This is a genomic window from Pseudomonas sp. BE134 (genome assembly GCF_031456105.1).
Taxonomy (GTDB): Bacteria; Pseudomonadota; Gammaproteobacteria; order Pseudomonadales; family Pseudomonadaceae; genus Aquipseudomonas.
Map to the genome: position 1 here is coordinate 97,303 of NZ_JAVDUA010000024.1, position 13,921 is coordinate 111,223.

Below are 13,921 nucleotides of genomic sequence, written 5' to 3' on the forward strand. Positions count from 1 at the left end.
GAGGTTGACCGCCTAGTGCTTGCCCGTCTTTTCGCCCTGCCGTGTTTCTTCCTTGTCTGCCTCATGACGTTGCTGCCGATGGCGCCAGCCCAGGCGGTCGGTTTGCCGGGCCTGCTCGGCAGTTCGACCAAAGCCCAGCCAGAGGCGCAAGAACCGTTGGGCCAATCGCTGGACGAAGTCATCAAGTCGCTGGAAAACGATCAGCAGCGCAGCAAACTGCTGGCCGACCTGAAGAAACTGCGCGATGCCACCAAAAAGGCGCAACCCGCCGCCGAAGAAGGCGTACTGGGCTTGATCGGCGGCACGCTGGCCACGTTCGAAAAACAATTCTCCGGGGCCGACAGCCCGCTCACACGCTGGACTGAAGAACTCGATCAGGCCAGGGACGAACTGACAGCATTGTTGTTGCCGGCCAGTGAGTGGCTGCCGATCATCTTCGCGTTCGCCATGATCCTGATGGTCTGGAGCCTGTTGGCGGCGGCCCTGATCTGGATCAGTCACCGGGTGCGCACGCGCTTCGGCCTGACCGAGGAACTGCCGCAACACCCCAAGGCGCTGGACATGTTGCGCTTCGCCTTGCGCAAGATTGGGCCATGGATGGTCGCCCTGGTGATCACCGTCTACATGAGCTACGCCCTGCCCTCCTCACTGGGCAAAAGCCTGGCCATGGTGCTGGCTTACGCGTTGGTGGTTGGCACCTGTTTCTCGGCGATCTGTGTGATCGCGTTCTCCCTGCTCGATGGTCCGCACCGCCACCGCGCCTTGTATATCCTGCGGCACCAGGCATTTCGGCCATTGTGGCTGATCGGCAGTTTCGCCGCGTTTGGTGAGGCGCTGAACGATCCGCGACTGATCGCCGGTCTCGGCAGCCATCTGGCGCACACGGCGGCGACGGCGGCCAACGTACTGGCCGCGATTTCGACCGGGCTGTTCATCTTGCGGTTTCGCCGGCCGATTGCGCATTTGATCCGCAACCAGCCACTGTCCCGGCGCCTGACCCGTCGCGCCCTGAGCGATACCATCGAGATTCTCGGTACCTTCTGGTACGTCCCGGCACTGGTGCTGGTGGGCGTCTCGCTGTTCGCCACGTTTATCTCGGCGGGCGACACCAGCACCGCATTGCGCCAGTCGCTGATCTGCACCGTGTTGCTGGTGTTGAGCATGGTCATCAATGGACTGGTGCGGCGCCACGCCCTTAAACCGCAACGCGGTGTAAAGCGCCATGCGCTGTATTCGGAACGCCTGAAAAACTTTTTCTACACCCTCGTTCACTTGCTCGTGTGGTTGGCGTTCATCGAGCTCGGCCTGCGGGTTTGGGGCATGTCGCTGATCACGTTCACTGAAGGTGAAGGCCATGAAGTCAGCGTCAAACTGTTCAGCCTCGCCGGCACGCTGATTTTCGCCTGGCTGATCTGGATTCTCAGCGACACGGCCGTGCACCTCGCCCTCACCCGATCCCGCAAAGGCCTGGCCAATACCCGCGCACAGACGATGATGCCGTTGATTCGCAACGTGCTGTTCGTGGCGATCTTTATTATTGCGCTGATCGTCGCGCTGGCGAACATGGGCATGAACGTCACGCCATTACTGGCCGGTGCCGGCGTGATCGGTCTGGCCATCGGTTTCGGTGCGCAGTCGCTGGTCGCGGACTTGATCACCGGGCTGTTCATCATCATCGAAGACTCCCTGGCCATCGACGACTATGTGGACGTCGGCGGCCACCTGGGCACCGTGGAAGGGCTGACCATCCGCACGGTGCGCCTGCGAGACATCGACGGCATCGTCCACACCATTCCCTTCAGCGAAATCAAAAGCATCAAGAACTACTCCCGGGAATTCGGCTACGCGATTTTCCGGGTAGCGGTGCCGTCCGACATGGACATAGATAGCGCGATAAAACTGATGCGCGAAGTCGGTCAGAAAATGCGCACCGACCCACTGCAACGTCGCAACATCTGGTCGCCACTGGAAATCCAGGGGGTCGAGAGTTTCGAGTCTGGCAATGCGATCCTTCGCGCCCGGTTCAAAACCGCGCCGATCAAACAGTGGGAGGTTTCACGGGCATTCAACCTGTCGCTCAAGCGGCATCTGGATGAGGCGGGCCTGGACCTGGCGACGCCGCGCATGAGTGTTCAGGTTGTTACGGCGACGGGTGAAGCGCAGAAGGAATAGCGATGGCGGCGACTCGGTTTTCTGCGAACTAAACCACATCCACCCCGACATGAATCGCATCATGGCGCCAGAACTCCAGGTCACAGTCGATCAACCGCTCATGCTGATCGTAGTTGACCCGCGCAATGCGCAAACCCGGGCTGCCCACCGAAACGCGTAACGCGGCGGCCGCATCCACCGAGAGCGATGTCGGGACTATTTCGAAACGCACCCGCCCGTAGTGCAAGTCGTAATGCCGTGCGTACAACTCGGTGATCGACTGATTCAAATCGAATTCAAGAATTCCCGGAAAATACAGCGGATTCAAATAGTGCTCCACGTACAACACCAGCCGCCCATCAATACGTCGCGCGCGGCAAATCTGGATCACGCTCGACAGCGCCGGCAACTGCAACCACGCGCACACCGCTGCCGAGGCCGGTTGCAACCGCGCCGAAATCACTTCGGTGGACGGCACACGACCCTGCGCGCTGACCATCGCGTGAAAGTGACTGCGTTGCATCAGGTTATAGGCCAGACGCGGCGGTGAAACGAACCAGCCACGGCGCTCTTCGCGATAAATCTGGCCCTGCGCTTCCAGTTGCAACAACGCCTCGCGCACGGTAATCCGTGTGGTCCCGAACAACTCACTGAGCTTGCGCTCGGCCGGAAGCTTGCTGCCGGGCGCCAACAAACCGTGGTCGAGCTGCTCCTGCAAGACCTGACCAATGGCCGTCACCGCTTTCGTTGCCTCATCACGCATCAAAGTTACCTATCTGGACTAGACCAGCGCTGTTACAGAGCAAAACCGCGTTGTCAAACCGGTTCATCGACATGCTGCAAGCGTAGGCAATGCAGATGACTGATCGATGACAAAGCCACCCAACGGTCATTCCCACGGCTGCCGAAAACCCTGCAATACATCCGCCAAGTCCCTTGCTCACGGGGTCTTTACCCATGGTCTACGCTTACCGTGCACCTGCCAATACCGGGCAAATAACTGTGCTGCCGGGCGACGACCGACATGAAAGTGTCATCGAGCCCGCCTAAATTGGCTCAGGTATTGCTGACCTAGACCAACACAACCGCAATCGCAGCGTTGAAAACGCCCAAAGGAGCTTCGGATGAAAAAGCTTTTCCTGGCATCACTGTTAGGCTCGACCATAGCCATGTGCACCGCCGCCATGGCGGCTGATGATTTGAAAACCCTCGAAGCCGCTGCGAAAGCGGAAGGCGCCGTCAACAGCGTCGGCATGCCCGATGACTGGGCCAACTGGAAAGGCACCTGGGAAGACCTGGCCAAAACCTACGGCCTCAAACACATCGACACCGACATGAGCTCGGCCCAGGAAATTGCCAAGTTCGCCGCTGAAAAAGACAACGCCAGCGCTGACATCGGCGACGTGGGTGCAGCCTTCGGCCCGATCGCGGTCAAGCAAGGCGTGGTGCAACCGTACAAGCCGACGACCTGGGATCAGGTTCCGCCCTGGGCCAAGGACAAGGACGGTAACTGGGCACTGGCCTATACCGGCTCCATCGCGTTTATCATCAACAAAAAACTGCTGCACGGTTCCGAAGTGCCGACCAAGTGGGCTGACCTCAAAACTGGCAAGTACAAAGTTTCCATTGGTGACGTAAGCACCGCGGCCCAGGCTGCAAACGGCGTTCTGTCGGCGGCACTGGCCAACGGCGGCGACGAGAAAAACCTCAAGCCTGCGCTGCTGCTATTCGCCGATCTCGCCAAGCAGGGTCGCCTGTCGATGTCCAACCCGGTCATTGGCGCCATGGAAAAAGGCGAGATCGAAGTCGGCGTGGTCTGGGACTTCAACGGCCTGAGCTACAAGGCCAAGATGGCTAACCCGGATGATTACGTGGTGCTGATCCCGTCCGATGGTTCAGTGATCTCCGGCTACACCACCATCATCAACAAGTACGCGAAAAACCCGAACGCCGCCAAGCTGACCCGCGAATACATTTTCAGCGACGCCGGCCAGATCAACCTGGCAAAAGGCAACGCACGTCCGATCCGTGCCGAGCACATCACACTGCCAGACGACGTGAAGTCCAAGCTGCTGCCTAACGAGCAGTACAAGAACGTGAAGCCGATCAAAGACGCCGACGCATGGGAAAAGACCTCCAAAGCCCTTCCTCAGATGTGGAACGAAGAAGTCATCGTAGAAATGAAGTGATGTCGTAAATCCCTGTGGGAGCGAGCCTGCTCGCGAAAGCGGTTTTACATTCAACATTTAGGTTGACTGGCACACCGCTTTCGCAAGCAAGTCGAATCGTCGCACCGCCGCTCCCACATTGGATCGAGTGAAGCCTGAGTTTCTGAATTTTTGTATTGCGGAGTTTCAGCCCATGAAGCACAACGTCATCCTTGTCGTGCTCGACGGTCTCAACCACGACGTCGCACGCCACACCATGGGGCACTTGCAGGCGTACGTCGGCGCTGGGCGCGCCGCGCTCTACAAGCTGGAGTGCGAACTGCCGTCCCTGTCCCGCCCACTCTATGAATGCATTCTCACGGGTGTCCCGCCCATCGAGAGCGGCATCGTTCACAACAATGTCTCGCGCCTGTCCAACCAGCGCAGCATCTATCACTACGCCACGGACGCCGGTCTGATAACTGCCGCAGCGGCGTATCACTGGGTCAGCGAGCTGTATAACCGTTCGCCGTTTGTGGCTGCACGGGATCGTCACACCGATGATGAATTCCTGCCTATCCAGCACGGTCACTTCTACTGGAACGACCACTACCCGGACTCTCACCTGTTCGCCGACGCCGAAAGCCTGCGCCTGCGTCATGCGCCGAATTTTCTCTTGATCCACCCGATGAACATCGACGACGCCGGGCACAAACACGGTCTCGACACCCCGCAATACCGCAACAGCGCGCGCACGGCCGACATTATTCTGGCTGACTACCTGCGCACCTGGCTCGACGCCGGTTATCAAGTGCTGGTGACCGCCGACCACGGCATGAACAACGACCGCTCCCACAACGGCCTGTTGCCGGAAGAGCGCGAAGTGCCGCTGTTTGTCCTCGGTGACGCGTTCAGTCTCAACCCCGACGCCACGCCGAAACAGACCGAAATCTGCGGCACGATTTGCAAATTGCTGGGCGTGGCCCACGACAAACCGGTGTGCCAGGAGTTGCTCAAGTGAATGCCAATACCCGTAGCAAGTGGTTGGCAGCCTTGTGTCTTGTACCTTTCGCCCTGTTTTTTATCGTGTTTGAAATCGCCCCGCTGGTCTGGGTAATGATCAACAGTCTGGAGTCGGAAGAATTCGGCTGGGGACTGGCCAACTTCACCAAGATTTTCAGCTCAAAGTTCTACTTGCAGGCGATCCAGTACAGCCTCGAGATCAGTTTCTGGTCCAGCGTATTCGGGATCATTATCGCGGTGCTGGGTGCCTACTCCCTGCGCCGGGTCGACTCGAAACTGCGTAATTTCGTCAACGCTTTCGCCAACATGACCAGCAACTTCGCCGGCGTGCCCCTGGCCTTCGCGTTCATCATCCTGCTGGGCTTCAACGGCAGCTTCACCATCATGCTCAAGCAGGCCGGGATCATTCAGGATTTCAACCTGTACTCGAAAACCGGGCTGATTATTCTCTACACCTATTTCCAGATTCCGCTCGGCGTGTTGCTGCTCTACCCGGCTTTCGATGCCTTGCGCGAAGACTGGCGCGAGTCCGCCGAATTGCTCGGCGCAAATGGCTGGCAGTTCTGGCGGCATATCGGCTTACCGGTACTGACGCCGGCGTTGCTCGGTACGTTCGTGATCCTGCTGGCCAATGCCCTCGGCGCCTACGCGACGGTTTACGCGCTGACCACCGGCAACTTCAACGTGATGACCATCCGCATCGCGGCGATGGTCTCCGGTGATATTTCCCTGGACCCGAACCTCGCCAGTGCCCTGGCGGTGGTGCTGGTGGCATTGATGACCCTGGTGACCCTCGTGCATCAGCTGCTGTTGAAGAGGAGCTACCATGTCTCGCGTTGAACTGGGCCCCGTCGGTGTCTATCACCGCATCGTGGTGTACCTGCTGTTTGCCATTCTGTTGTTGCCGCTGATCGGGACGCTGATCTACTCGATCTCCAGCAGTTGGTCGGCGACCATTCTGCCCAGCGGTTTTACCTTCAAGTGGTACCTCCAGCTGTGGAGCGACCCGCGCTTCCTCGGTGCGTTCGGTCAGTCACTGCTGGTCTGCGTCGGCTCGTTGCTGTTGTCGGTGGTACTGATTCTGCCATTGCTGTTTGTGGTGCATTACCACTTCCCGAAACTCGACGCCCTGATGAACATTCTGATCCTGCTGCCCTTCGCGGTGCCGCCAGTGGTGTCGTCGGTGGGGCTGTTGCAGCTCTACGGTTCTGGACCGTTCGCGATGGTGGGTACACCGTGGATTCTGATTGGCTGCTATTTCACGATTGCGCTGCCGTTCATGTACCGGGCGATCACCAACAACCTGCAAGCCATCAACCTGCGCGACCTGATGGACGCCGCACAGCTGCTCGGCGCCAGCACCTGGCAAGCGGCGTTCCTGGTGGTGCTGCCAAACCTGCGCAAGGGCTTGATGGTGGCGCTGCTGCTGTCGTTCTCGTTCCTGTTCGGGGAATTCGTGTTCGCCAACATCCTCGTCGGCACCCGCTACGAAACCCTGCAGGTCTACCTCAACAACATGCGCAACAGCAGCGGCCACTTCACCAGTGCACTGGTGATTTCCTATTTCTTCTTTGTGCTGGTTCTGACCTGGGCGGCCAATATCTTGAACAAGGACAAAAGCGAATGAGCTATGTCAGCGTCCAACATCTTCAAAAAAACTACTCGGGCACCACGGTATTCAGCGACATCAACTGCGAGATCCAGAAGGGTGAGTTCGTCACCCTGCTCGGCCCGTCAGGTTGCGGTAAATCGACACTGTTGCGTTGCATCGCCGGCCTGACCTCGGTCGATGGCGGCAAGATTTTGCTGGAGGGTCAGGACCTCGTTCCATTGAGCCCGCAGAAACGCGGGATCGGCATGGTCTTTCAGAGTTATGCACTGTTCCCGAACATGACCGTGGAACAAAACATCGCTTTCGGACTGCGAATGCAGAAGGTCAACACCGACGACAGTCAAAGGCGCGTTGCCGAAGTGCTCAAGCTGGTGGAACTGAACGACTTCGCCGCGCGGTTCCCTCATCAACTGTCTGGTGGTCAGTGCCAGCGTGTGGCCCTCGCCCGCTCGCTGGTTACGCGACCACGCCTGTTGCTGCTGGATGAACCGCTGTCGGCCCTTGACGCACGGATTCGCAAGCACTTGCGCGAACAGATCCGTCAGATCCAGCGCGAACTGGGCCTGACCACGATTTTCGTCACACACGATCAGGAAGAAGCGCTGACCATGTCTGACCGGATTTTCCTGATGAATCAGGGAAAGATCGTACAAAGCGGAGACGCCGAAACCCTGTACACCGCGCCTGTGGATGTGTTTGCCGCCGGATTTATCGGCAATTACAACTTGCTGGACGCCGACAGTGCTACAAGGTTGCTGCAACGGCCGATCAACCACCGCATAGCGATTCGCCCGGAAGCCATCGAACTGAGTCTGAACGGTCAACTGGACGCCCAGGTGCACAGCCACAGCTTGCTCGGCAACGTGATTCGTTACCGGGTCGAAGCCCGCGGCGTGGAATTGGTGGTGGATGTTCTGAACCGCTCGGCGGCCGACCTGCATCCCGATGGTCAGCGTCTGGCGCTTTCCATCGATCCAGCGGCGCTCTGTGAGGTAGCTTGAAAGCAGTTGCAAGCTTCAAGCTGTAAGCTGCAAGTAAACGACTGATTACCTCTATCCACCTTGCAGCTTGAAGCTTGCCGCTTGAAGCTGTTCTCAGGGAGAACCCACTGATGGCCCTGGCAATTTTTGATCTGGACGAAACCCTGATCCACGGCGACTGCGCCACCCTCTGGAGCGAGCAAATGGGCCGCTTGGGTTGGGTCGACCCTGAGTCGTTCATGCGGCAGAACAATGAGCTGATGGACGCTTACAGCCACGGCAAGTTGCGTATGGAAGAGTACATGGAGTTCAGCCTTGAGCCGATGATCGGCCGGACGCCTGAAGAGGTCGATCACCTGGTCGGGCCATGGGTTGAAGATTTCATCGAGCCGATCATCTTCAGCGACGCTACTAAAGCGATTGCCGCCCATCGCAAGGCTGGCGACCGGATTCTGGTGATATCCGCGTCTGGCACGCACCTGGTGCGGCCGATTGCAGATCGCCTGGGCATCGACGAGATTCTCGGCATTGAACTGGAAGTCGCGCATGGGGTGTACAGCGGCCACACCGTTGGCACGCTGACCTACCGCGAAGGCAAAATCACCCGTCTGCTGGAATGGCTGGATGCGGAAGAGGAAAACCTCGAAGGCGCGAGCTTTTATTCCGACTCACGTAACGATTTGCCGCTGCTTTTGAAGGTGGATTTCCCACACGTGGTGAACCCGGATCCGGTCCTGCTTGAGCACGCCGAAAAAGCCGGCTGGCCGATCCATATCTGGAAGTAACGCAAATCCCCTGTGGGAGCTAGCCTGCTGGCGATGAACGATGACGCGGTTCAGCTGGAAAACCGCGCCATCGTTCATCGCCAGCAGGCTAGTTCTCACAGGTTTTGTGTTGTCAGGTCAGGCTTTCGTCGATCACCAGCACCAGTTTCCCCGCCACAGTATTGCTCGCCAACTCCGCAAACGCCGCTTCGGCATCCTTGATCGGGAATGTCCTGGCCAGTTGCGGGCTCAAACGCCCCTCTGCAAACAATGGCCAGACATGCTGGCTCAGATCACTGAACAAGTCCGCCTTGAACTGCTCGTCGCGGTTGCGCAACGTCGAGCCCAGCAGTTGCACACGCTTGGCCAGCACCTGCGCCAGATCCAGTTGTGCCTCACGCCCACCCATCAGGCCGATCAGCACCCAACGTCCATCGCGGGCCAGCAGCTTCAGATTCAGCGCGGCGTAGTTGCCGCCCACTGGATCCAGGATCACATCGAACGGCCCCAGATCATTCAAACTGTCCAGGCCACCCTGGCGCACCACCCCACCCTGCGCCCCCAGTGCTTCACAGTAAGCCAAACGCTCGGCGGAACCGACGCTGACCCAGCACGGATTACCAAACGCCTTGCAGAGCTGAATGGCAGCTGAACCAATTCCACTTGCTCCGGCGTGCAGAAGAACTTTCTCACCCGGTTTGAGCGCAGCCAGCTGAAACAAATTCAGCCAAACGGTCGCATATACTTCTGGCAAGGCGGCCGCCTCGACCAGGGACAGTCCTTCGGGAACCGGCAACACATGCCGCCCGTCGACAACTACTTCTTCGGCCATTCCACCCCCGGCCAGCAAGGCGCAAACCCGATCACCGACCTGCCAGGAAGACCCCGCGCCCACCTCGCTGATCACCCCTGAACACTCAAGACCCAGTACTTGACTGGCTCCCGGCGGGGGTGGATAGAGGCCCGCTTTCTGCAACAAATCGGCACGATTAAGCCCCGCTGCCGCCACTCGGATACGAACTTGTCCTACATCGCATGTAGGACTGGGCTCTTCAAGCCACTCCACTTGACCTTCAACGCCTTGCAATGCTTTCACAGTGCCTCCATAGTGAGTCTGGACTGAGCCCGTAGCTGTAGCGCCGGGCTTTCTTGCATTATGCGACCGGTTCTCGTGGATCCGGCGACTTCAAAGACGGCCTAATATGCGTGATCAATTGTCCCCGCGTCGAATCAGCATGAAGCATTTTTTCTCTGGCTCCGCCCTTGCCCTCTGCATCGGTATCGGCCTGTTGCCGCTGTCGACCAATACGTTTGCCGCCAATAGCTGGGACAAGCTTCAGCCTGATCGTGACGAAGTAATCGCCAGTCTGAACGTAGTCGAATTGCTCAAGCGCCATCACTACAGCAAACCGCCGCTCGATGACGCGCGTTCCGTGATCATCTACGACAGTTATCTCAAGCTGCTGGACCCGTCGCGCAGCTACTTCATGGCCAGCGACATTGCCGAATTCGACAAGTGGAAAACCCAGTTTGACGATTTCCTCAAAAGCGGCGACCTGAACGCCGGGTTCACCATTTACAAGCGCTACCTGGACCGCGTCAAGGCGCGTCTGGACTTCGCCCTTGCCGAGTTGAACAAAGGCGTCGACAAGATCGACTTCACCGCCAAGGAAACCTTGCTGATCGACCGCAAGGACGCACCTTGGCTCAAATCCACTGCCGAACTCAACGACCTGTGGCGCAAACGCGTCAAGGACGAAGTGCTGCGGCAGAAGATTGCGGGCAAGGACTCCAAGCAGATTCAGGAAACCTTGATCAAGCGCTACAAGAACCAGTTGGCGCGCCTGGACCAGACCCGTGCGGAAGACATCTTCCAGGCGTACATCAACACCTTCGCCATGTCCTACGACCCGCACACCAACTATCTGTCACCGGATAATGCGGAAAACTTCGACATCAACATGAGTCTGTCCCTGGAGGGCATCGGCGCCGTGTTGCAGAGCGACAACGACCAGGTAAAGGTCGTGCGTCTGGTGCCTGCCGGCCCGGCCGACAAGACCAAAATGGTTGCCCCTGCCGACAAGATCATCGGTGTTGCCCAAGGCAATAAAGAGATGGTCGACGTGGTCGGCTGGCGCCTGGACGAAGTGGTCAAACTGATCCGCGGTCCGAAAGGCACCGTCGTGCGCCTGGAAGTCATTCCGGCCAGCAATGCGCCCAACGACCAGACCAGCAAAATCGTGCCGATCACCCGCGAAGCGGTGAAGCTTGAAGATCAGGCGGTGAAGAAGTCGGTCCTCAACCTGAAACAGGATGGCAAGGACTACAAGCTCGGCGTCATCGAGATTCCGGCTTTCTACCTCGACTTCAAAGCTTTCCGTGCTGGCGATCCGGACTACAAGAGCACCACACGCGACGTCAAGAAACTGCTGACCGAGTTGCAGAAAGACAAGGTCGACGGCGTAGTTATCGACCTGCGCAACAACGGCGGCGGTTCCTTGCAGGAAGCCACCGAGCTGACCAGTCTGTTCATCGACAAGGGGCCTACGGTTCTGGTGCGTAACGCCGATGGCCGGGTCGATGTGCTGGAAGATGAAAACCCGGGCGCCTTCTACAAGGGCCCGATGGTGTTGTTGGTCAACCGCTTGTCCGCCTCGGCATCGGAAATTTTTGCCGGCGCCATGCAGGATTACCACCGCGCGCTGATCATCGGTGGCCAGACCTTCGGCAAAGGCACCGTGCAGACCATTCAGCCGCTGAACCATGGCGAGCTGAAACTGACCCTGGCCAAGTTCTACCGGGTTTCCGGCCAGAGCACCCAGCATCAGGGCGTCCTGCCAGACATCGATTACCCGTCCCTCATCGACACCAAGGAAATCGGTGAAAGCGCCCTGCCGGAAGCCATGCCGTGGGACACCATCAAGCCGGCCATCAAGCCTGCGGTTGATCCATACAAGCCGTACATCACACAGCTCAAGTCCGAGCATGACGCACGCTCGGCCAAAGACGCGGAGTTCGTGTTCATCCGCGACAAGCTGGCCCTGGCGCAGAAGCTGATGGATGAGAAAACCGTCAGCCTCAACGAAGTCGAACGTCGGGCGCAGCACACCGACATCGAAGCCAAACAGTTGGCGATGGAAAACATCCGTCGCAAGGCCAAAGGCGAAGAACCGCTCAAAGAGCTGAAGAAAGAAGACGAAGACGCCATCGCGGCCGAGCCGGACAAGACCAAGCCAGAAGACGACGCTTACCTGAGCGAGGCTGGTCGAATTCTGCTGGACTACCTGAAACTCAATACTGCGGTTGCCAAGCACTAAGACGATGGCGATTTAATGCTGGCGCTCCCCGGAGCGTCATCACTCTGTCGTGAAATAAGGGACTGGGAGCACCTCTTCAACAAGAGTTTGCTCCCAGTCCTTTTTTATTGCCTAGATATTGTGATCGTTCCCACGCTCCGCGTGGGAATGCCTCCAGGGACGCTCCGCGTTCCAGCTACAGCGCCGGCATCGCGCCGGGCACCCCTGTGACGCAGAGCGTCACGGGCTGCATTCCCACGCGGAGCGTGGGAACGATCTTTCAGCGGCGTTACTCCGAAGCCTGAGCCCGCAACCGCCGCCCGAGCACATCCAGCACATCACACCCATCGCGCAACGGAATGGTGCACAGCAACGCAAAATCACTAAGAATGAACGACTCACACTCAACCGAACCGCGCATCGACATGTTCTCCAGCACCTGCGTGACGGCGCGAATTCGATAGTTGGCGGCGTCGTATAAAACATCGAGCGGCGCGTGGGTATCGACGAACAGCGTGGGCATGTCGGTGCAGTTGCTGGTGAGAGCCATGAAACGGTTTTTGGGGTGAGGGATTGGTTTTTCGTAGGGGGGATCGGGGTGAAGGGTATTCATCAATTTGAGTCCTAACGTATGGATTGAAGCCGCCAGAAATCACTTCCACGCGAATAGGTGGCGGCTGTACGCAGGTGTGGAAGACCGGGACGTTAGGCACCCGGCGCACTCGAAAGCGCCCCGCGCACAGCCACCATAAAATACAGACGATAAAAAGCGCCGAACTGGTGGCGCTTGATGCGCCTAACGATAGAAGGGCTTCCACACCCTGTCACTGAATTTGCAGCGACAGGTGAAAGACTATCGATGTGATCCGAGTTGCACCAGTTCATGGAAACCGCTAGGAGTTGAAGGAAATTTCCGATGAGTTTGCCCAGAAATTTCGCTGCCTTCCACTCATCAAAAACGTTCAAGTCGTTTGGCCAACCTGCTCGCAATATGACGCAACCAAGCTTGCCCTGACTCCCACTCCTTCCAATAGCAGTAGTAACAACTCAGCTCTTTCAACAGATACTCTCGCAGCACCAACTCATCTTTTTCCTGATCAAGCAGTGCGTTGAGTTCTTTTCGGACCACCATTAAATCGTCGATATGAGACTCGGTTAAAAAGGAATCGAGCACCTGCTCCGCAGTATCGTGCTCAACCAACCAGTCTTGATGAAAGTACGCACCAAAAAAATCGTGCAACTCGGGAAACTCTCTGTTCATAGCTCTGGAAATCCTGTCAGCAAGAAATATCCCTCATGACGTCGGGCATCCTTTATCAATACCAACAGCACCTTCGAGGCAGGTATATATTCAGTACCACCGTTGGGCAAACTTATGCCTACAGGATGATCGAATTTATGCGTGATAGTCGTCTTACCCTTCGTACTTTTCAGAAATTTGTCTACACGCTTTTTATTTTCAGCTAACACCCTAGCGACAACCGATTCCGCGCTAGTTCTATCCGGAAATGTTGAAGCTGCGGGAATAGTTGGCTCTGCCTCTAGTCTTTGAGCTAACTGCAAATTCGTTCTCCCAATATGCTTGGCAATAAGATGTCCCCCCTGCGCCTCATGCGCAGCCAAACCTCCACCTGGAACAATTTCGCTGTACGGTCCATCAGCATCCATATCTCCGGGACACTGGTTGCATGCCAACCCCAACGGATCAACCCACCCCGTCGGATTCGGCGTGTACTGGTACAGATTCAACCCACCCGCCAACTTGATCGGATCAGGTGTCAGGTACCGGCCAACCTGCGGATCATAGTACCGATGCCGGTTGTAGTGCAGACCGCTCTCGGTGTCGAAGTATTGTATGCGATCCATAAACCCCACCTTCTAAGAAGTGGGCTTTATGTTTACCGTGGCATCTCTGGCGAGCAGTTCCATGGCAGCAAGGCTTCGTAGT

At 57.6% G+C, this 13,921-nt stretch carries 13 protein-coding genes; 8 read left to right on the forward strand and 5 right to left on the reverse strand.

Annotated features, from left to right (window positions below):
* Positions 1-15: 15 nt before the first annotated feature.
* Positions 16-2,172 (forward strand): mechanosensitive ion channel family protein, encoded by a 2,157-nt coding sequence (locus J2Y56_RS19945; protein WP_310352174.1) that lies wholly within the window; start codon positions 16-18, stop codon positions 2,170-2,172.
* Positions 2,173-2,200: 28 nt separating this feature from the next.
* On the opposite strand, the gene J2Y56_RS19950 is transcribed toward J2Y56_RS19945, so the two are convergent.
* Positions 2,201-2,914, reverse strand: a complete 714-nt coding sequence (locus J2Y56_RS19950; protein ID WP_007944425.1) for a UTRA domain-containing protein — start codon at positions 2,912-2,914, stop codon at positions 2,201-2,203.
* 361 nt (positions 2,915-3,275) lie between these two features.
* Between J2Y56_RS19950 and J2Y56_RS19955 the strand changes: the two genes are divergently transcribed.
* From J2Y56_RS19955 to J2Y56_RS19980, 6 genes are all read left to right on the forward strand, one after another.
* Positions 3,276-4,340, forward strand: a complete 1,065-nt coding sequence (locus J2Y56_RS19955) for an ABC transporter substrate-binding protein (RefSeq protein WP_007944424.1) — start codon at positions 3,276-3,278, stop codon at positions 4,338-4,340.
* Positions 4,341-4,512: 172 nt separating this feature from the next.
* On the forward strand, positions 4,513-5,319 hold the full coding sequence (locus J2Y56_RS19960) for an alkaline phosphatase family protein (protein WP_007944423.1): 807 nt from the start codon (positions 4,513-4,515) through the stop codon (positions 5,317-5,319).
* Complete coding sequence (locus J2Y56_RS19965; protein ID WP_007944422.1) at positions 5,316-6,161, forward strand: ABC transporter permease subunit; 846 nt, start codon at positions 5,316-5,318, stop codon at positions 6,159-6,161. The genes J2Y56_RS19960 and J2Y56_RS19965 overlap by 4 nt, the downstream gene beginning before the upstream one ends.
* Positions 6,148-6,948 (forward strand): ABC transporter permease, encoded by an 801-nt coding sequence (locus J2Y56_RS19970; protein ID WP_310352177.1) that lies wholly within the window; start codon positions 6,148-6,150, stop codon positions 6,946-6,948. The genes J2Y56_RS19965 and J2Y56_RS19970 overlap by 14 nt, the downstream gene beginning before the upstream one ends.
* A complete protein-coding gene (locus tag J2Y56_RS19975) occupies positions 6,945-7,934 on the forward strand; it encodes an ABC transporter ATP-binding protein (protein ID WP_310352179.1) in 990 nt (329 codons plus the stop codon). The genes J2Y56_RS19970 and J2Y56_RS19975 overlap by 4 nt, the downstream gene beginning before the upstream one ends.
* Positions 7,935-8,044: 110 nt before the next feature.
* On the forward strand, positions 8,045-8,698 hold the full coding sequence (locus J2Y56_RS19980) for an HAD family phosphatase (protein WP_007944419.1): 654 nt from the start codon (positions 8,045-8,047) through the stop codon (positions 8,696-8,698).
* Between the two features lie 112 nt (positions 8,699-8,810).
* Here J2Y56_RS19980 and J2Y56_RS19985 read toward each other — a convergent pair whose 3' ends face one another.
* The gene (locus tag J2Y56_RS19985) at positions 8,811-9,773 is read right to left on the reverse strand and encodes a zinc-binding dehydrogenase (RefSeq protein ID WP_310352180.1); all 963 of its coding nucleotides are present in this window, start codon (positions 9,771-9,773) and stop codon (positions 8,811-8,813) included.
* A 139-nt stretch (positions 9,774-9,912) separates the two neighbouring features.
* Here J2Y56_RS19985 and J2Y56_RS19990 point away from each other — a divergent pair, with 139 nt between their 5' ends.
* Positions 9,913-11,994: a carboxy terminal-processing peptidase gene (locus J2Y56_RS19990; RefSeq protein WP_310352189.1), complete on the forward strand. Its 2,082-nt coding sequence runs from the start codon at positions 9,913-9,915 to the stop codon at positions 11,992-11,994.
* Positions 11,995-12,262: 268 nt separating this feature from the next.
* Here J2Y56_RS19990 and J2Y56_RS19995 read toward each other — a convergent pair whose 3' ends face one another.
* The 3 genes from J2Y56_RS19995 to J2Y56_RS20005 form a co-directional block, all read right to left on the reverse strand.
* Positions 12,263-12,586: a hypothetical protein gene (locus J2Y56_RS19995; RefSeq protein ID WP_310352181.1), complete on the reverse strand. Its 324-nt coding sequence runs from the start codon at positions 12,584-12,586 to the stop codon at positions 12,263-12,265.
* Between the two features lie 339 nt (positions 12,587-12,925).
* Positions 12,926-13,234, reverse strand: a complete 309-nt coding sequence (locus J2Y56_RS20000; protein WP_310337421.1) for a contact-dependent growth inhibition system immunity protein — start codon at positions 13,232-13,234, stop codon at positions 12,926-12,928.
* On the reverse strand, positions 13,231-13,839 hold the full coding sequence (locus tag J2Y56_RS20005) for an RNase A-like domain-containing protein (RefSeq protein WP_310352185.1): 609 nt from the start codon (positions 13,837-13,839) through the stop codon (positions 13,231-13,233). The genes J2Y56_RS20000 and J2Y56_RS20005 overlap by 4 nt, the downstream gene beginning before the upstream one ends.
* Positions 13,840-13,921: the final 82 nt, after the last annotated feature.